Consider the following 18,404-nt stretch of genomic DNA (forward strand, 5'->3'; position numbering starts at 1 on the left):
GCGCTCTGGCGAAGGGCTGCCCGTGATGGAAGCCTGTCGGGCGACGCGACGGCCTGGCAGGCTGTTGGCAGGCAGGGCCAGCGTGTTCCCTACAGGCAGGCGAAGGTGGCCTGCGCCTTGGCGACCAGCTTGTCGTGCTGGTGCACTTCGGCTTCGATCACCTGGGTGCGACGTCCGGCATGTACCACCCAGGCCCGGCAGCTCAGTTCACCCTCGGTAACCCCGCGGATGTAGTTGACCTTGCACTCCAGGGTGACGCTGCTCGGCTCGCCGTCACTGAGGCTGTGGCTGGCCTGGCCCATGGCACTGTCGATCAGCGAGAACAGCGCGCCGCCGTGCAGCTTGCCGTGCAGGTTGCGCAGGCCATCGTGCATGTTCAGGCGGATCACCGCTTCGCCGGCTTCGGCCTTGACGATCTGCAGGCCAAGCAGGCGCCCGAAGGCGCTGCTCTTGCCGACTTCTTCCATGGGCTGGTTCACAGGCTCACTTCCTCAGTTGCTTGGCGTTGGCGAACAGCGAAGCCATGGCGGCATTGGCCGGTGCAGGTTTTTCCTGGCCCGAATGGCGCTCGCTGCGTGGTGCCTGACCCCCCTTGCCGCCACCCTGGCGACCGCCGCCACGTGGCCCTTCGACTTTCTCGCCTGGCGTGTCGCCCATGCGCATCGACAGGGCGATGCGGTTGCGCGGGATGTCTACTTCCATGACCTTGACCTTGACCACGTCACCGGCCTTGACCGCCTCGTGCGGGTCCTTGATGAACTTCTCGGACAGCGCCGAGATATGCACCAGACCGTCCTGGTGAACACCGATATCGACGAAGGCGCCGAAGTTGGTGACGTTGGTCACCACGCCTTCGAGGATCATGCCCAGTTCGAGATCCTTGAGGGTTTCCACGCCTTCCTGGAACTCGGCGGTCTTGAACTCGGGGCGCGGGTCGCGGCCGGGTTTTTCCAGTTCGCTGAGGATGTCGCCCACGGTCACCAGGCCGAAGGTCTCGTCGGTGAACTTCTTCGGGTCCAGGCGCTTGAGAAAGCCGGCATCGCCGATCAGCGAGCGGATATCGCGGCCCGTGTCGACGGCGATGCGTTGCACCAGCGGGTAGGTTTCCGGGTGAACCGCCGAGGCATCGAGCGGGTTTTCACCGTTCATGACGCGCAGGAAGCCGGCAGCCTGTTCGAACGTCTTGTCGCCGAGGCGTGGGACCTTCTTCAGGGCGTCACGGGTCTTGAACGCGCCGTGGGCATCGCGGTGAGCGACGATGTTCTGCGCCAGGGTCGCATTGAGGCCGGAGATACGGGCCAGCAGTGCGCTGGAGGCGGTGTTGACGTCCACGCCGACGGCGTTCACGCAGTCTTCCACCACGGCGTCGAGGCTGCGAGCCAGCTTCAGCTGGGAGACATCGTGCTGGTACTGGCCCACGCCGATGGATTTCGGGTCGATCTTCACCAGTTCGGCCAGTGGGTCCTGCAGGCGACGGGCGATGGAGACGGCACCGCGCAGGGATACGTCGAGGTCCGGGAACTCTCTGGCAGCCAGCTCGGAGGCGGAATACACCGATGCACCGGCTTCGCTGACCATGATCTTGGTCATCTTCAGGCCTGGGTATTTCTTGATCAGTTCGATGGCCAGCTTGTCGGTCTCGCGGCTGGCGGTGCCGTTGCCGATGGCGATCAGGTCGACGCCATGCTTGGCGCACAGTCTGGCGAGCACGTTGAGGGTGCCGTCCCAGTCATTGCGCGGTGCGTGGGGGTAGACGGTGGCGGTATCCAGTACCTTGCCGGTGGCGTCGACCACGGCGACCTTGCAGCCTGTGCGCAGGCCCGGGTCGAGGCCCAGGGTCGCACGCGGGCCAGCCGGAGCGGCCAGCAGCAGGTCATGCAGGTTGCGGGCGAAGACGCTGATGGCTTCATCTTCGGCGCCCTCACGCAGTTCGCCCAGCAGGTCGGTTTCCAGGTGGGTGTAGAGCTTGACCTTCCAGGTCCAGCGCACCACTTCGCCCAGCCATTTGTCGGCGGCGCGGCCCTGGTTGGAGATGCCGAAACGCTCGGCGATCATGCCTTCGCACGGATGCAGGGTGCCCGGCAGTTCTTCGCCGACCTTGAGGCTGGCGCTGAGAATGCCCTCGTTGCGGCCACGGAAAATGGCCAGGGCGCGGTGCGACGGGGCGCCCTTGAACTTCTCGTCATGCTCGAAGTAGTCGCGGAACTTGGCGCCTTCCGCTTCCTTGCCGGCGATCACCCGGGCGCTCAGGGTGGCGTTGTCCTTGAGGTAGCCGCGCAGATTGCTGAGCAGGCTGGCGTCCTCGGCAAAGCGTTCCATGAGGATGTACTTGGCGCCCTCGAGCACCGCCTTGGTGTCGGCGAAGCCCTTCTCGGCATCGATGAAGCGCACGGCTTCGGTTTCCGGGGCCAGGTTCTGGTCATTGAACAATGCGTCCGCCAGCTCGCCAAGGCCGGCTTCCAGAGCGATCTGGCCCTTGGTGCGACGCTTCTGCTTGTACGGCAGGTAAAGATCTTCCAGGCGGGTCTTGGTGTCGGCGAGATTGATTTCGCGGGTCAGCTCCGGAGTCAGCTTGCCCTGTTCCTCGATGCTGGCGAGGATGCTGGCGCGGCGATCGTCGAGTTCGCGCAGGTAGCGCAGCCGCTCTTCCAAATTGCGCAGCTGGGTATCGTCGAGACTGCCGGTGACTTCCTTGCGGTAGCGTGCGATGAACGGCACGGTGGAGCCTTCGTCGAGCAGTGCGACAGCGGCGGCGACTTGTTGCGGGCGTACGCCCAGTTCTTCGGCGATACGGTTGTTGATGCTGAGCATAGAAGGAAAAATCCACCCTGGAACTACGAAAACCGGCCTCGCTCATGATCGGCCGGACGATAAAGCGGCGCATTATAGCCCCGCAAAGATGCGCTCAGGTCACCGACATGAGCAGCCGTGAGACCATTAAAGGAAACGAAGTGCGCCAAGGGCAGCGAAAAATCTGCTAACAATGGACAATACGTGGTCTATACGGCCTCTGAGCCATAATGCCGCGTTGAAGTCGGGCGCGTCGCGTCGCGGATTCTCGATCAAGGAGCCCCTATGAGCAGCACTGCAGCACAACCGGTCGAAGGTGAGAAAATCCTGATTGTCGACGACGATGCCCGTCTGCGGCGTCTGCTCGAACGTTTCTTCGACGAGCAAGGCTACCGCGTACGTGCGGTGGAGAACGTCGAGCAGATGGATCGCCTGCTGTCGCGCGAACTGTTCAACCTGGTGGTACTCGACCTGATGCTGCCAGGAGAAGACGGCATGAGTGCCTGTCGACGCCTGCGTGCCTCGAACAATCAGGTGCCGATCATCATGCTCACCGCCAAGGGCGACGAGGGCAGCCGTATTCAGGGCCTGGAACTGGGTGCTGACGATTACCTGGCCAAGCCGTTCAACCCGCGCGAGTTGCTGGCGCGGATCAAGGCCGTGCTGCGTCGTCAGGCACCAGTGGTGCCAGGTGCACCGGGCAGCGAGGACGAGAGCGTCACCTTTGGCGAGTATGAACTGTCGCTGGCGACACGGGAGCTGAAGAAGGGCGATGAAGTGCACATGCTCACCACTGGTGAGTTCGCCGTGCTCAAGGCGCTGGTGCAGCACGCCCGCGAGCCGTTGACCCGCGACAAGCTGATGAACCTGGCGCGCGGTCGCGAGTGGGATGCGCTGGAGCGGTCCATCGACGTGCAGATTTCCCGTCTGCGTCGGTTGATCGAGCCGGACCCTTCCAAACCACGTTATATCCAGACCGTCTGGGGCGTGGGCTACGTGTTCGTGCCGGACGGCAACAAGTAACGGTTCGGCGGCAAAACCTATCTAGGAGCCAGCGTGCTGGCGATCCTTGCATCCCGATCGCCAGTTAGCTGACACCTACGGATTGTGTGTTCTCCATGAAAGCCCCGCTGTGGTTCCCGCAAAGCTTCTTCTCGCGCACCCTCTGGTTGGTGCTGATCGTCGTGCTGTTCTCCAAGGCGCTGACCCTCGTCTATCTGATGATGAACGAGGACGTGCTGGTCGACCGTCAGTACAGTCACGGTGCTGCGTTGACGCTGCGCGCTTACTGGGCGGCTGATCCGGAGGACCGAAACAATATCGCCGAGGCGGCCGGCCTCAAGCGGGTGCCACGTACCGAGGTGCCTGCCAGCGAAGAGCACTGGCCCTACAGCGAAATATTCCAGCGGCAGATGCAGTCCGAACTCGGTCCCGATACCGAAACCCGGGTGCGTGCCAAGAGTCCGCCTGCCTTGTGGGTGCATGCCCCTACGTTGGGCGATGACTGGTTGCGGGTGCCGCTCTACCCGCATCCGCTGCGCGGCCAGCGTATCTGGAGCGTACTGGGCTGGTTCCTCGGTATCGGCCTGCTGTCCACCGCAGCGGCGTGGATTTTCGTGCGCCAGCTCAGCGCGCCGCTCAAGCGCCTGGTGTTCGCCGCCCGGCAGTTCGGTCAGGGGCGTAGCGTGCGGCTGCCGGTCAGCGACACGCCGAGCGAGATGGCCGAGGTGTACCGTGCCTTCAACCAGATGGCCGAGGATGTCGAGCAGGCCGGCCGTGAGCGCGAACTGATGCTGGCAGGGGTGTCTCACGACCTGCGCACGCCGCTGACGCGTCTGCGTCTGTCGCTGGAGTTTCTCGATCACGACTCCGAACTGACCGAAGACATGGTGCGCGATATCGAGGATATGGATGCCATTCTCGATCAGTTCCTGGCATTCATCCGCGATGGCCGTGACGAGCCGGTGGAGGAGTTGAATCTGCCCGAGCTGATCCGCGAAGTGGTGACGCCTTACAACCAGAAACAGGAGCAGGTCAGCCTGTTTCTCGAGGCGGTGCCCGCATTCCCGCTGCGCCGCGTGTCGATCAAGCGGCTGATCGTCAACCTGATCGAGAACGCCCTGCGCTATGGCGGCGGTGCCGTGGAGATCGTTCTCTCGGTGGCCGATGATCACAGTGCACCCTACGTGGTACTCAGCGTGATGGACCGCGGTACCGGCATCGACCCGAGCGAGCTTGGCAACATCGTCAACCCGTTCATCCGAGGCGACCGGGCGCGTGGGGGGCAGGGGGCAGGGCTCGGCCTGGCTATCGTCAAACGCATCGCCTCGTTGCATGGCGGCAGCGTCGAGCTGCGCAACCGTACCGGTGGCGGGCTGGAAGCGCGAATCTGTCTGCCGCTGGGGCTGCTGCTGCCGCGCGACGCGGCGTGATTTTCGGCTAGGCTTTATTTCGAGGCAGGCAGCTGCCCAGTTGGTTCCGGCTGATTTATGCTGTGCTGGCGTATCGATATGAGGTCTGCATGCCCCCCACTTCCGAGCGCCTGCCGTTCTGGACATGGTGGTTGCCGCTTCCGGCGTTCCATCTGGCCACGCTGCTTTCCCTGACCACTCAATTCCAGGGTGGTATAGCGATCCTTTATCTGCCTTTTGCCTTGGGACTGGTGCTGACCCTCTGGTGGGGACCCCGCGTGCTGGTGGGGTTGTACGCCAATGCGATGCTCAGCGCTCCGCTCTGGGGGCTCGACTGGCATTGGGCGCCGGTGCATGCGTTGCCGGAGACGCTGGGGGTCGTGTTCTGTTATCTGGCGTTGCGCTGGCGGCCATTCGACGCGGCGTTACCGGATATCAGTCACTTGCTGCGTTTCATCCTGCTGGGCGTATTGGTGCCGACGGCGATCACCTGTCTGGCGCTGCTCGGCAGTTTGCTGCTGCTCCGTGGCCTGTCCGCACAGGGGGCGCCACAGGTAGCTCTGTCGCTCTGGTTGGCTGACAGCCTGACCGCTCTGGTGATCTCCATTCCGTTGCTGACCTACGTCACGCCCTGGTTGCGTCGCCGGGGCTGGTCGGTGAGCGTCGAGGGCATTTCAGCGCCGCTGCAGCAGGTGCCAGAAGTCCTGCGTGCTCTGCCGTCCAGGTCTGTGTTGCTGCTTCTGCTGGTGTGTTTACCGGTACTCCTTGAGCTTCTGCCACTCAGTCTGAAGCTGCCCCTCATTGGTTTGGTCATGCTCAGCCTGGCGTTGGTCTGGGGGTTCGCCGGTGCCTTGTGTGGCGCGGCGATGAGCGTGCTGAGCATTCTGGCATTGCCGTGGTTTCACGGCGTGGCCGCTAATTCGAGCTGGATCGAACCGCAGCGGTTGGAGCTGCACTTCAGCATTCTGTTGCTCACGCTGGCGGCGCTTCTGGTCGGTCGCAGCCTCAGCGATCTGCGCCTGGCTCTTAGCCGTAGCGATGCGATGCAGCGACAATTGGCGCTCGCCAACCTGGCGCTGGACGCCAGCCCGCTCGCCGTGGTGATCGCTGATGCCAGGCGCGAGGATTTGCCGCTGATTTACTGCAACCCCTCGTTCGAGCGTATCACCGGCCATGACGGTCAAGGCAGCCTCGGGCTTGGCCTGCGCCGGTTGCTGCGCGATGAACAGCGCCCTGAAGAGATGCGGGTGCTTGAAACGGCCATTCGCCGTGGTGCCCCGGGTAATGCGGTGCTGCGTTTGCAACGCAAGGACGGTCAGCCCTTCTGGAGCGAAGTGATTCTGGCGCCGATGCATGATGAGTCGGGCCTCAGTCACTTCATCGTCATGCAGCAGGATGTCAGTGCCCGCGAACGGCTGGGGCAGGAGGTAGCCCGCCAGCGCGAGGAATTGCTTCAGCAAAGCCACCTGTTCAGCCAGACGGAAGACATCGCCAGCCTGGGTGGTTGGGTGCTCAACCTGCACGACATGAGCATGTATTGGAGCGCGGGCTGCTTCAAGATCTATGAGCTGGATCCGCGCAACGCTACGCTCACCTTCGAAGAGTCGGTGGGTCAGTTCGATGCGGCCGGCCAAGCACTGGCTTATCAGACGCTGCAAAAGATGATCGAGGGTGACGAGCGTTTCGATCTCGAAGTGAAGGTAACGACCTTTCTTGGCAAGACACGCTGGATTCGCCTGCGTGGCGCAGCCGAGCGCGATGGCACGGAATTGGTTCGCTTGTATGGCGCAGTTCAGGACATCACCACGCGACGCCGTACCGAACAGCAACTGCGCGAGCGCGATGATCGCCTGCGGCTGTTCTTCGAAGCGCCGCTGATCGGCATGGCGTTGATCACTCCCACCTTTGGCTGGGAAGAGGTCAACCTCAAATTGTGCGGCATCCTTGGGCGCAGCCGCGAGCAGTTGCTGGCGTGCAGTTGGGAAACCATCAGCCTCCCTGAGGATCTCGAAATTGAGCACCTGCTGCTCGACGATGTGCTGCAAGGCTCTCGCGAAGGCTTCGAGCGCGATCGGCGCTTCATTCGCCCCGACGGTGCGGAGGTGCATACGCGCCTCAACCTGCGTGCCGTGCGACGCGGCAACGGCCGCGTCAGCATGTTCCTTCTGCTGGTCGAGGACATCAGTGCGCGCTTCGAGGCCGAAGCCCGCTACCGCACCATTGTCGAGCATGCCCCCGAAGCCATCCTGCTCTACACCAGAGATGGCGGGATGGTGGACTTCAACGAGAACGCCCTGCGCATGTTCGCCTGCCGTCGCGAGGATCTGCTCAGCCGCCGGCCGTTCGAACTCAGCCCCTTGTTGCAGCCCAATGGCGCGCTGTCCGCCCAGGCCGGCAGGGTGTACGTCGAGGCAGCCCTGCAGGGCGATGCACCGGTGTTCGAATGGACCCACCGCGACAGCAGCGGGCGTCATTTTCCCTGTGAGGTAAGCCTGGTGCGCCTGCCAGGCGAGCCCGCGCTGATTCGCTGTAGCATCTCCGACATATCCGAGCGTCAGCGTTACCAGCGCGAGATCGAACGCCTGGCCTACAGTGATGAGCTGACCGGGTTGCCCAACCGCCGTCTGTTGCTCGATCGCCTGCAGCACGCCATGGACCGGGAAATGCGCGACGGCAGTCTGGGTGCTCTGCTGTTCATCGACCTCGACCATTTCAAGACCGTCAACGACAGCCTCGGCCACCTGGTGGGCGACAGCCTGTTGCGTGAAGTGACAGCCCGTCTGGCAGGCCAGCTTCGCGCCGAAGACACCCTGGCGCGCATGGGCGGCGATGAATTCGTCGTGCTGCTCGAGGCCCTGGACGCCAACCCGCAGTTGGCAGGGGAACAGGCTGCCCTAACCGCGGAGAGACTGCTCAAGAGCCTGGAGGGAACCTGCCTGATCGAGGGGCACGAGCTGGCGGTCAGCGCCAGTATCGGCATCGCTCTGCATCCATTCGGTGAGCAGAACGCTGCCGATGTGCTGAAGCAGGCGGATACCGCCATGTACCGGGCCAAGCAGGCCGGCCGCAATGCCCTGCATTTCTTCGCGCCGGAAATGCAGGCAGCCATCGATCAACGCCTGCAATTGCAGGGTGAGTTGCGCCAGGCGATCGTTCGCAATCAGCTGTACCTGGCCTTTCAGCCGCAATTGCGGCTCGACGATGGGCAGGTCATCGGCGCGGAAGTGCTGGTGCGCTGGGCGCACCCGGAGCGCGGTGAAGTGATGCCAGGCCAGTTCATCCCATTGGCCGAGGAAACCGGGCTGATCAAGGAGATCGGTAACTGGGTGCTGGAGCAGGCCTGCGCTACCTTGCAGCGCTGGCTGCCGGAGTGTCCGCAGTTGGTGCTGGCGGTGAACCTCAGCCCCCGCGAACTGCGCAGCCGCGGTTGCGTTGCCCGTGTCAGCAGTTGCCTGCAGCGTCATGCGGTGCCGGCTGCCGCGCTCGAATTGGAAATCACCGAGGGTGTGCTGCTCGAGGATGTCGAGCAGTGCATCGCCAACATGCAGGCGCTGAAGGCCTTGGGCGTGCGCTTCTCCATCGACGACTTCGGCACCGGTTATTCGTCACTGACCTACCTCAAGCGGCTGCCACTGGATCGCCTGAAAATCGACCGCAGTTTCACCCAGGATCTCGGTGTCGGTGAGATCGGCAGTAATACCCTGCTGGTCGAGACCATCCTGATGATTGCCCGTAACCTCGATCTGGAGTGCGTGGCCGAAGGCATCGAAACGCCTGAGCAGCTCGAACACCTCAAGGCACTGGGCTGCGAGTTCGGCCAGGGCTATCTGTTGGGTAAACCGATGGCCGAGGCGGATTTCCGCGCCTGGATAGAGCGGTCGTCAGCCTGAACTACCAGCTCAGGCGTTGCCCCTGCAGCGTGCCCAGTCGCCCATAGGGCCAGGCGAAGTTGGCGTCGCCATGGCCGCTGGGTAGGTCGCCATACAGCGGGATATCGAACGGCGCGAGGTATTCGCCGATGATTTCCTCGATGCTGTGCTGCACGCCACGCCGCGGACAATCGGTGAAACTGCCCAGGCACACCGCTGCCGGGCGTCGTTCGCCGAAACTTTCGAACAGTTGCCAGAAACTGCGCTCCAGGCGGTAGTAGGGCTCGCCGACGTCTTCGAGGATGAGGATGGCATCGGTCGGCAACTGCATGCCCGCGATGGTGCCGCAGCCGCTGGCCAGGGCCGTGAGGTTGCCGCCAACCAGGGGCCCCTGGACGGCAGAGGCAGGGCCACTGATGTGTCTTGCCGGCAGCGAATGGCTGCGACTCTGCAGCAGATCCCAGAGCGAGCGCATGGAGGCCAGGCGTTCATGCTGCCCGCTCGGAGCCGACAGTGCCTGCAGGCCAAGGGCTGTGGTTACCGGGCCATGGATGGCGGGCAGCCCGTTGCGGCCGAACGCGTCGAGCAGCAGCGACAGGTCGGAGTAGCCGATCAATGGGCGCGGGCTGGCGCGCTGCAGCAAAGCCCAGTCAACGCCGGGCAGCAGTTGCGCGCAGCCATAGCCGCCGCGCAGGCACCAGACGGCGTCGATATTCGGCAGGCTGAACGCCTCGTGCAAGTCGTCCAGGCGCTGCGCCTGCGTGCCGGCCAGGTAGCGATGGCGAGCGCGCACATTGCGGCCCAGGTGATAGTCGATGCCCTGCACCTCGAGCTGTGCCAGGGTCGCGTCGAATACCTCGTCGGCGATCGCCGAGGCAGGGGCGATGAGGGCCAGGCGGCCCGTGAATGCTTTATTCATCCTTTGCCCTTGGTGCGCGTCAGGTTGGGGCCGCCGTTTTTTTCCAGAAACTGGATGATCATCCCGGCGACGTCCTTGCCGGTGGTCACCTCGATGCCCTCCAGGCCTGGCGAGGAATTGACTTCCATCACCAGCGGACCATGGTTGGAGCGCAGGATATCGACCCCGGCCACCGACAGGCCCATGACCTTGGCAGCGCGGATGGCGGTCATGCGTTCTTCCGGGGTGATCTTGATCAGGCTGGCGGTGCCGCCGCGGTGCAGGTTGGAGCGGAACTCACCGGGTTTGGCCTGGCGCTTCATCGCCGCGATGACCTTGTCGCCAACCACGAAGCAGCGGATATCGGCGCCGCCGGCTTCCTTGATGTACTCTTGGACCATGATGTTCTGCTTGAGGCCCATGAAGGCCTCGATCACCGACTCGGCGGCCTTTTCCGTTTCACAAAGGACCACGCCGATGCCCTGGGTGCCTTCCAGCACCTTGATCACCAGTGGGGCGCCATTGACCATGTCGATCAGGTCGGGAATGTCGTCCGGCGAGTGGGCGAAGCCGGTTACCGGCAGACCGATGCCGCGGCGCGACAGCAACTGCAGCGAACGCAGCTTGTCCCGCGAGCGGGCGATGGCCACCGATTCGTTGAGTGGCACCACGCCCATCATCTCGAACTGGCGCAATACTGCGCAGCCGTAGAAGGTCACCGAGGCGCCGATGCGCGGGATCACCGCGTCGAAGCCTTCCAGCGGTTTGCCGCGGTAGTGGATCTGCGGCTTGTGGCTGGCGATGTTCATGTAGGCACGAAGGGTGTCGATCACCACCATTTCATGGCCGCGCTGCTGCCCGGCTTCGACCAGGCGGCGGGTGGAATACAGGCGCGGATTGCGCGACAGCACAGCGATTTTCATTGGGCACCGCTCGGGTCGGGAAGCACGGGTTTGTCTTGTACGTAAGTGAGCGCCGGATTGACCACCAGGTGGCCATCCACCAGCGCCTTGGAACCGAGCAACATGCGATAGCGCATGGTCTTGCGGCTGGCCAGCGTGAACTCCACCGGCCACGATAGATCGCCGAGCATCAGGCTGGTGCGGATCACGTAGCGGCTCTGCGCCAGGCCGTTGGAACTCTTGATGCTCTTGTAGGCCACCAGGCGCGCTTCGCAGCGATGGCGACGCTGTACCTGGGTGCCGATATAGGCAGTGAATCTGACCCAGCGTTCGCCGTCTCGTTCGAACGGTTGGACATCGCTGGCATGCAGGCTCGACGTGCTGGCGCCGGTGTCGATTTTGGCCCGCAGGCCGATGATACCCAGCTCCGGCAGGTTGACCCATTCGCGCAGGCCGATCACGTTGAGGTGGTCGAATGTCTTCAAGAAAGGCTTCCGTTGCGGCTGAGATCTGGCTCTAGGGCGCTCATGGTACTGAAAATGAGCGCTCGTGCGCGCCTGTCAGTGAGTCGAATTCGCGGCGGGCCAAGCCTGCTCCGCAATCGTCGGCAAGCCCATGAACAGCGGCTTGGCGAACAGGTAACCCTGCATCAGATCGATCCCGGCACAGGCCAGAAAGTCTCTTTCGCCGGCCGTCTCGATACCTTCCGCGATCACTTGAACACCGAGGTCACGGCAGATGGCGATGATGCCCCGCACGATGGCCTGGCGAGCCTTGTCCTGATCTACGCTGCGGATCAGTGCCATGTCCAGTTTGATCAAGTCGGGCTGGAAGTCGGCCAGCAGGGTGAGGCCTGAATGGCCGGCGCCAAAATCGTCGATCGCGGTCTTGAATCCGAACTCCTGATACTGACGCAGGATGTGTGTCAGGTGCTTGCTGTCGCGCATGTGGTCGCTTTCCAGCGTTTCGAAAATAAGCTTGTCCAACGGGAAGTTGTGCTGGCGTGCCGCTTCCAGGGTGCTGCGAATGCACAACTCAGGGCGGTAGACGGCATTGGGCAGAAAGTTGATCGACAGGTAGGTGTCCATGCCTAATTGCATCGCCTCGGCGATTGCCTGGGTGCGACAGCGCTGGTCGAACCGGTAGCGATTATCGTCGTTGACCCGCTCCAGCACGCTCATCGCGCCTTCGCCCGCCGTACCGCGAACCAGTGCTTCATGGGCGAACACCTGCCGGGTGCGAACGTCGACGATGGGCTGGAAAGCGAAATGAAAGTCGAAATCCAGTGGCGGGCTGCTCTGGCAGCCGCGACATTTTTCGGGATGGGTAAGATCGCTGGGGAAGTGGGTCACTGCTGCTCCGATATAGCGTTTGCACGATCAATGCTTGTGTCCGTATGACAATATGGACAGGCTGATGTGGCAGCGAAATTGTGATGGCAATTCAATCAACGGTGAGGTGATGGTGGCAAAGCAGGATGCCGATGACAAGGTACGCTTGGACAAGTGGCTGTGGGCCGCGCGCTTCTTCAAGACGCGTGCGCTGGCCAAGGCGGCGATCGAAGGCGGCAAGGTGCATTGTCGTGGTGAGCGCTGCAAGCCGGGCAAGGAGCCGAAGGTAGGCGAGGAGTACGTGATTCGCACCGGTTTCGAGGAACGTACGGTGATCGTGCAGGCGCTGTCGGTGGTGCGCCGTGGCGCACCGGAGGCGCAGACGCTGTATGCCGAGACCGGCGAGAGCATCGTGCGACGTGAGCTGGCTGCCGAACAGCGCAAGGCTGGCGCCCTTGGCGTACAGACCGAGGGGCGACCCAGCAAGAAGCAGCGGCGGCAGTTGTTCTACCTGCGCGGCGGTTCGGGCGACTGGGTGGAGTAGCCGCCAGCGATCACACTGAGTGAGCGCAGCACGGGCGCCTTTGCCAGGCTGCGCATCAGTGGCGAGGTCAGGCGCTCGATGGCGGCACTGGCGCGCGAGGCCAGCGGTGTATAGCAGCTCCAGGCGATACCCAGCACACTGAGCAGCACGCCGCCGACCAGGGCATCCGCGCCCCAGTGCGCCCCGGCCACCAGACGCGGCAGCATGCCGATCACCGCCACCGTCCAGACCAGCGCACGGCGCCAGCCGCTGACGAAGAAGCTGCAGAACATCGCCCAGATCATCAGCACCGAGGCGTGGTCACCGGGGAAACTGCGACTGGCGCTGTCCTTCAGGTCCCAGCGTTCCTCCCAGGCCGGGAACATTTCGGTGAGCCGTGCGCTGCCTTCCACCAGCAGCGAGGGACTGGCGTGTTGCCAGTTCATGTACTCGACGAGGTCGGCGAACAGCACGCGCATCAGCAGCATGACGGTCAGCGCCACCAGAAAGGCATAGAAGCCGGTACGCACCTGTGAGGCCGGAAATATGAGGCCGGCGCGCAGCATGATCGCCAACATCACCAGGCCTACGCCGGCGTCCACCGGACGCATGCTGCCGATGGCCCAGATGTGCGCCCACAGGCCGGCGGCATGCACCGGGTCGTTGAGCAGGTGGAACAGCCACAGGTCGAACTGATTCCAGTAAGTACGAGTCACCGGCCACAGCCAGCTGGCGAACAGCAGGGCGATGAGCAGATGGCTGATGATCAGCGCGCGAGGGCGCCATCGGGCATTTGAACTGAGGTGCATGGCGTGAGGGCTTTCGAGGAAAACCGCCGATTCTAGGCAGCCTGGGCGCGACCTTGGTGGCTTTCAGGCTCTCGTTCAGCCTTCGTTCAGCGGAGCGCGCCTCAGCCGTTCTTCGCATTCAGCTTGGTCGGCGCCGCGTTTGCGCCTAAAATTGCCGGCCTCCAGGCCAGGGGCGCCGTCCGCTGGTCTGCTACGCATCCTTGAGCAGGCGACTCGTTATGTCCGACTTCACCCAACGCTTTCTTTTCGACGACACCGATGTGCGCGGTGAACTGGTCGGGCTGTCCGGCAGCTATCAGCAGGTGCTGGCCAAGCACGACTACCCGCGTCCCGTTGCGCAACTGCTCGGCGAATTGCTGGCTGCAGCGTCGCTGCTGGTCGGTACGCTGAAGTTCGATGGCTTGCTGGTGCTGCAAGTGCGCTCCGAAGGGCCGGTGCCACTGCTTATGGTGGAATGCTCGAGTGACGGTGAGGTACGCGGCATTGCCCGCTACGAAGCCGAGCGCATCGCCGATGGTGATGGTCTGCTGCAATTGATGCCCGAGGGGGTGATGGCCATGACGGTGGATCCGAAACAGGGTCAGCGCTATCAGGGCATCGTTTCTCTCGATGGCGACACGCTGGCCGACTGCCTGACCAACTATTTCGCTACCTCCGAGCAACTGGCCACGCGCTTCTGGCTGTGTGCCGACGGCCTGCGTGCTCGCGGCTTCCTGTTGCAGCAACTGCCTGCCGATCGTCTTACCGATGACGAAGAGCGCGCCGCCAGCTGGGAGCACCTGGTGACCCTCGCCGACACCCTGCAAAACGAGGAATTACTGGGCCTGGACAACGAAACCCTGCTGCATCGTCTCTACCATCAGGAGGCGGTTCGCCTGTTCGATCCACGCCTTATCCAGTTCCGTTGTAGCTGCTCTCGTGAACGCTCGGCCAAAGCGCTGGTCAGTTTAGGGCAGGCCGATGCCGAGCTGCTGCTCGGCGAGCACCACGGCCGCGTGGAAATCGACTGCCAATTCTGCAACGAGCGCTATGGCTTCGATGCCGCCGACATCGCCCAGCTGTTCGCCGGTGGAGGCAGTCAGCAGCCCTCTGACACCCGTCATTGAGGGCCGCTAGCAACGCGCAGCGTGTTCGGATTGGGGGGGCTGCCCTCGCAGTTCCCTTTTCTGGCATAATCCGCGCACTTTTTTAGCTGTAGTCCTGCCTCGTGCATGACTACAAAACGTTTGGAAGACTCGGCCGTTCGGCCGACGGGGACTCACATGACGCAAGCCAACAACGCTGTGTACACCGACATCAGCACTGCTCAACTGGTCGAAGAAGCCCTTCGTCGCGGTGAAGGTGAACTGGCGTCCACTGGTGCTCTGGTTGTACGCACCGGCCACCGTACCGGGCGTTCTCCGGTCGATCGTTTCATCGTCGACGAGCCGAGCACGTCGGCCGATATCGGCTGGGGCCCGATCAACCGCAAGTTCCCGGCTGACAAGTTCGATGCCCTGTGGGATCGCGTTCAGGCGTTCTCCGACGCCCAGGACAGCTTCGTTTCCCACGTCCATGTAGGTTCCGCCGAAGCTCACTACCTGCCCGTCAAGATGACCACTGCCACGGCCTGGCAGAATCTCTTCGGCCGTCAGCTGTTCATCGAGCCGACCCAGTACAACCCGTCCGCCAAGCAGGAATGGCAAGTACTCAACGTGGCCAACTTCGAATGCGTGCCTGAGCGTGATGGCACCAACTCCGACGGCTGCGTGATCATCAACTTCGCCCAGAAGAAAGTGCTGATCGCCGGCATGCGTTACGCCGGTGAAATGAAGAAAGCCATGTTCAGCGTGCAGAACTTCCTGCTGCCGGCTGCCGACGTGCTGCCGATGCACTGCGCTGCCAACATCGGCGAAGAGGGCGATGTGACCCTGTTCTTCGGTCTGTCCGGTACCGGCAAGACCACCCTGTCCGCCGACGAGAGCCGTTACCTGATCGGTGACGACGAGCACGGCTGGGGCACCGGTGTGGTGTTCAACATCGAAGGCGGTTGCTATGCCAAGTGCATCGACCTGTCCGAGAAGAACGAGCCGGTCATCTGGAAAGCCATCAAGTTCGGTACCGTGCTGGAAAACGTGGTGCTCGACGAGCAGCGCGCGCCGGATTACACCGACGACAGCCTGACCCAGAACAGCCGCGCCGCCTACCCGCTGGAATTCGTCGAGAAGCGCAGCGAGAAGAACCTCGGTGGCGAGCCGAATGCAGTGATCTTCCTGACCTGCGACCTGACTGGCGTGCTGCCACCGGTATCGATCCTCAACGAAGAGCAGGCGGCCTATCACTTCCTGTCCGGCTACACCGCCCTGGTCGGTTCTACCGAAATGGGTTCGGGCCCTGGCATCAAGTCGACCTTCTCCACCTGCTTCGGCGCACCGTTCTTCCCGCGCCCGGCTGGCGTTTACGCCGAGCTGCTGATCAAGCGTATCCAGGCGTTCGGCTCCAAGGTCTATCTGGTCAACACCGGCTGGACTGGCGGTGGCTATGGCGTCGGCAAGCGTTTCAACATCCCGACCACCCGTGGCGTGATTGCAGCCATTCAGAGCGGCGCGCTGATCGGTACCGAAACCGAGCAACTGCCGATCATCAACCTGAGCGTGCCGAAGGCCGTTCCGGGCGTCGAGACCAACCTGCTCAACCCGCGCAACACCTGGGCTGACAAGAACGCCTACGACGAGGCCGCCAAAGGCCTGGCCAAGCTGTTCATCGACAACTTCACCAAGTTCGATGTCAGCGACGCCATCAAGAGCGCCGGCCCGCAGCTGTAAGCTCGCCACGTTCTGACAAAGCCGCCCTCGGGCGGCTTTGTCATTTATGGCTGGCGCGGTCTGTAAAACGTTTCCCATACACGCTACGGTTATTGGCCATCAGGCGGTCAATGGAGTGACAGCACATGCCCAGTACCCTCGAACGTGTCTTCGGTTTCAGCCAACTGCGTCCCGGCCAGGAAGCGGTGATCAGCGCCGTACTCGCCGGCCGCTCGGCTGCGGCGATCTTTCCCACCGGCTCGGGCAAGTCCCTGTGCTACCAGTTGCCGGCATTGCATTTGCCGCACCTGACTCTGGTGGTTTCGCCGCTGCTGGCCCTGATGCAGGATCAACTCGCCTTTCTGCATCGGCACGGCATCAGTGCGGCCAGCATCGATTCGGCGCAAAGCCGCGAGCAGGTCAGCGAAACCATGGCCAAGGCCAAGTCCGGCGAGTTGAAGATCCTGATGATTTCGGTCGAGCGCCTGAAGAACGAGCGGTTTCGCAACTTCATCGCCGGCGTGCCGATTTCCCTGCTGGTGGTCGACGAGGCTCACTGCATTTCCGAGTGGGGCCACAACTTTCGTCCGGACTACCTGAAACTGCCGGATTATCAACGCCAGTTCGCTATCGCTCAGGTGCTCCTGCTCACCGCCACGGCGACGCCGCCAGTGATCGCGGACATGCAGAAGAAGTTCGCCATCGCGGCGGATGACGTGGTCACCACCGGTTTCTATCGGCCCAACCTGAATCTGCTGGTCGAGCCCGTGGCCGGCCGTGACAAGCAGCGACGCCTGCAGCAGTGGCTGGGTGCCAGGAAGGGCGAGCCGAGCATCGTTTATGTCACCCAGCAGAAGACCGCGGAGCAGGTCGCCGAGCAGCTCGCTCAGCATGGGCTGTCCGTCAGTGCCTACCATGCCGGTATGGGGCATGAGGTCCGTGAGGCGATCCAGCGCCGCTTCATGGCGGGTGAGCTGGGTTGCATCGTCGCGACCATCGCCTTCGGCATGGGCATCGACAAGCGTGACATCCGCAACGTGGTGCATTTCGATTTGCCCAAGTCGGTGGAGAACTACAGCCAGGAGATCGGCCGCGCCGGGCGCGACGGTGAATCCTCCGACTGCCTGGTACTGGCCAACCGCGACAGCCTCAACGTGCTGGAGAACTTCGTCTACGGCGATACGCCGGAGCGTGGTGGCATCGTCAGGGTGCTCGAGGAGATTCGCGACAACGCCAGTGGCGACCAGTGGGAAATGACCATCAATGCGCTGAGCGATCAGAGCAATATCCGCCAGTTGCCGCTCAAGACGCTGCTCGTGCAACTCGAGCTGCGCGGCATCATCGCGCCGCGTTATGCCTACTTCGCCGAATACCGTTTCAAGTACTTGATCGAACCCGAGGCCTTGCTGGCGCGCTTCGAAGGGGAGCGACGGCAGTTCGTCGAGGCCATCGTCAACGCCTCGACGCGGGCGAGAACCTGGTGCACGGTGGACTTCGAGGCCCTTTATCGCGGCCATCAGGCCGAGCGCGCGCGGGTCGTCAAGGCGCTGGACTTCTTTCAGGAACGTGGCTGGGTCGAGCTGGAAAGCAAGCAGATGACCGATGTCTATGCCGTGCTGCAGGGCTTCGACACCCAGGCCCTGGCGGACGAGCTGCACGGTTATTTCCTCGCTCAGGAAGGCAGCGAAATCCGTCGCATCCAGGCCATGCTCGAATTGTTCGCCAGTGAGCAGTGCCTGAGCCATCGCCTGGCGGTGTACTTCGGTGACGAGCGCGCGCCACGGCAGTGCGGCCACTGCTCGGTCTGTCGCGGCCAGGTCGCCCGCTTGCCCGAGCCTCCATCACTGGTGCCACTGGCCGGTCGTGATCGTGACTCGCTGTGTGGTGCGTTCATCGGCAAGTACCAAAGCGCCCGCGGTGGTGAATTGCCCAGTAACGAATGTCTGGCGCGCTTTCTGTGCGGCATCAGCGTGCCGCTGTTCACCCGCCTCAAGGCCCGGCAGATCAGTGGTTTCGCGGAGTTGGAGGACTATCCGTACAGCGAGGTCAGGGCCTGGTTGAGCGCAGGTTGAGCCGGCTGCCGAGATA

The 18,404-nt window shown here is 63.0% G+C and carries 14 protein-coding genes; 7 read left to right on the plus strand and 7 right to left on the minus strand.

Annotated features, from left to right (window positions below):
- Window positions 1–89: 89 nt before the first annotated feature.
- Complete coding sequence (locus tag ACT9T4_RS03645) at window positions 90–467, minus strand: PaaI family thioesterase (RefSeq protein ID WP_042552341.1); 378 nt, start codon at window positions 465–467, stop codon at window positions 90–92.
- Window positions 468–483: 16 nt separating this feature from the next.
- Window positions 484–2,811, minus strand: a complete 2,328-nt coding sequence (locus ACT9T4_RS03650; protein WP_499115541.1) for a Tex family protein — start codon at window positions 2,809–2,811, stop codon at window positions 484–486.
- 264 nt (window positions 2,812–3,075) lie between these two features.
- Here ACT9T4_RS03650 and ompR point away from each other — a divergent pair, with 264 nt between their 5' ends.
- From ompR to ACT9T4_RS03665, 3 genes are all read left to right on the plus strand, one after another.
- A complete protein-coding gene (gene ompR / locus ACT9T4_RS03655) occupies window positions 3,076–3,813 on the plus strand; it encodes an osmolarity response regulator transcription factor OmpR (RefSeq protein WP_179539750.1) in 738 nt (245 codons plus the stop codon).
- A 95-nt stretch (window positions 3,814–3,908) separates the two neighbouring features.
- A complete protein-coding gene (locus tag ACT9T4_RS03660; RefSeq protein WP_042554496.1) occupies window positions 3,909–5,222 on the plus strand; it encodes an ATP-binding protein in 1,314 nt (437 codons plus the stop codon).
- Between the two features lie 89 nt (window positions 5,223–5,311).
- Window positions 5,312–9,091: a bifunctional diguanylate cyclase/phosphodiesterase gene (locus tag ACT9T4_RS03665; protein ID WP_499115544.1), complete on the plus strand. Its 3,780-nt coding sequence runs from the start codon at window positions 5,312–5,314 to the stop codon at window positions 9,089–9,091.
- Between the two features lies 1 nt (window position 9,092).
- Here the strand turns inward: ACT9T4_RS03665 and ACT9T4_RS03670 are convergent, their stop codons facing one another.
- From ACT9T4_RS03670 to rimA, 4 genes are all read right to left on the minus strand, one after another.
- Window positions 9,093–9,989, minus strand: a complete 897-nt coding sequence (locus ACT9T4_RS03670) for a S66 peptidase family protein (RefSeq protein WP_499115545.1) — start codon at window positions 9,987–9,989, stop codon at window positions 9,093–9,095.
- On the minus strand, window positions 9,986–10,891 hold the full coding sequence (gene rimK / locus ACT9T4_RS03675) for a 30S ribosomal protein S6--L-glutamate ligase (protein WP_042554499.1): 906 nt from the start codon (window positions 10,889–10,891) through the stop codon (window positions 9,986–9,988). The genes ACT9T4_RS03670 and rimK overlap by 4 nt, the downstream gene beginning before the upstream one ends.
- Window positions 10,888–11,355 (minus strand): retropepsin-like aspartic endopeptidase RimB, encoded by a 468-nt coding sequence (gene rimB / locus ACT9T4_RS03680; protein ID WP_444964382.1) that lies wholly within the window; start codon window positions 11,353–11,355, stop codon window positions 10,888–10,890. Before rimB ends, rimK begins: the two co-directional genes overlap by 4 nt.
- A 75-nt stretch (window positions 11,356–11,430) precedes the next feature.
- The gene (gene rimA / locus ACT9T4_RS03685) at window positions 11,431–12,222 is read right to left on the minus strand and encodes a S6 modification regulatory phosphodiesterase RimA (RefSeq protein ID WP_042554501.1); all 792 of its coding nucleotides are present in this window, start codon (window positions 12,220–12,222) and stop codon (window positions 11,431–11,433) included.
- 109 nt (window positions 12,223–12,331) lie between these two features.
- On the opposite strand from rimA, the gene ACT9T4_RS03690 reads away from it, so the two are divergent.
- The gene (locus tag ACT9T4_RS03690; RefSeq protein ID WP_042554525.1) at window positions 12,332–12,745 is read left to right on the plus strand and encodes an RNA-binding S4 domain-containing protein; all 414 of its coding nucleotides are present in this window, start codon (window positions 12,332–12,334) and stop codon (window positions 12,743–12,745) included.
- Here the strand turns inward: ACT9T4_RS03690 and ACT9T4_RS03695 are convergent.
- Window positions 12,709–13,533, minus strand: a complete 825-nt coding sequence (locus ACT9T4_RS03695) for a phosphatase PAP2 family protein (protein ID WP_042554502.1) — start codon at window positions 13,531–13,533, stop codon at window positions 12,709–12,711. The genes ACT9T4_RS03690 and ACT9T4_RS03695 overlap by 37 nt on opposite strands.
- Before the next feature lie 218 nt (window positions 13,534–13,751).
- Between ACT9T4_RS03695 and hslO the strand changes: the two genes are divergently transcribed.
- The 3 genes from hslO to ACT9T4_RS03710 all read left to right on the plus strand — a co-directional run bounded on the left by hslO (window position 13,752) and on the right by ACT9T4_RS03710 (window position 18,388).
- A complete protein-coding gene (gene hslO, locus ACT9T4_RS03700; protein WP_042554503.1) occupies window positions 13,752–14,639 on the plus strand; it encodes an Hsp33 family molecular chaperone HslO in 888 nt (295 codons plus the stop codon).
- A gap of 156 nt (window positions 14,640–14,795) precedes the next feature.
- The gene (locus ACT9T4_RS03705; protein WP_042554504.1) at window positions 14,796–16,337 is read left to right on the plus strand and encodes a phosphoenolpyruvate carboxykinase; all 1,542 of its coding nucleotides are present in this window, start codon (window positions 14,796–14,798) and stop codon (window positions 16,335–16,337) included.
- A 125-nt stretch (window positions 16,338–16,462) separates the two neighbouring features.
- Window positions 16,463–18,388, plus strand: a complete 1,926-nt coding sequence (locus ACT9T4_RS03710; RefSeq protein ID WP_499115549.1) for a RecQ family ATP-dependent DNA helicase — start codon at window positions 16,463–16,465, stop codon at window positions 18,386–18,388.
- The last annotated feature ends 16 nt before the right edge of the window (window positions 18,389–18,404 follow it).

The sequence above is a fragment of the Pseudomonas sp. SZ40 genome (assembly GCF_052958135.1).

Bases quoted from the DNA above. Each gene is read 5' to 3' on its own strand.
- ACT9T4_RS03665 (WP_499115544.1), top strand. From the start codon at position 5,312: ATGCCCCCCACTTCCGAGCGCCTGCCGTTCTGGACATGGTGGTTGCCG.
- ACT9T4_RS03705 (WP_042554504.1), top strand. From the start codon at position 14,796: ATGACGCAAGCCAACAACGCTGTGTACACCGACATCAGCACTGCTCAA.
- ACT9T4_RS03690 (WP_042554525.1), top strand. From the start codon at position 12,332: ATGGTGGCAAAGCAGGATGCCGATGACAAGGTACGCTTGGACAAGTGG.
- ACT9T4_RS03670 (WP_499115545.1), bottom strand. From the start codon at position 9,989: ATGAATAAAGCATTCACGGGCCGCCTGGCCCTCATCGCCCCTGCCTCG.
- ACT9T4_RS03695 (WP_042554502.1), bottom strand. From the start codon at position 13,533: ATGCACCTCAGTTCAAATGCCCGATGGCGCCCTCGCGCGCTGATCATC.
- hslO (WP_042554503.1), top strand. From the start codon at position 13,752: ATGTCCGACTTCACCCAACGCTTTCTTTTCGACGACACCGATGTGCGC.
- ACT9T4_RS03645 (WP_042552341.1), bottom strand. From the start codon at position 467: ATGGAAGAAGTCGGCAAGAGCAGCGCCTTCGGGCGCCTGCTTGGCCTG.
- ACT9T4_RS03650 (WP_499115541.1), bottom strand. From the start codon at position 2,811: ATGCTCAGCATCAACAACCGTATCGCCGAAGAACTGGGCGTACGCCCG.
- ACT9T4_RS03660 (WP_042554496.1), top strand. From the start codon at position 3,909: ATGAAAGCCCCGCTGTGGTTCCCGCAAAGCTTCTTCTCGCGCACCCTC.
- ACT9T4_RS03710 (WP_499115549.1), top strand. From the start codon at position 16,463: ATGCCCAGTACCCTCGAACGTGTCTTCGGTTTCAGCCAACTGCGTCCC.
- ompR (WP_179539750.1), top strand. From the start codon at position 3,076: ATGAGCAGCACTGCAGCACAACCGGTCGAAGGTGAGAAAATCCTGATT.
- rimK (WP_042554499.1), bottom strand. From the start codon at position 10,891: ATGAAAATCGCTGTGCTGTCGCGCAATCCGCGCCTGTATTCCACCCGC.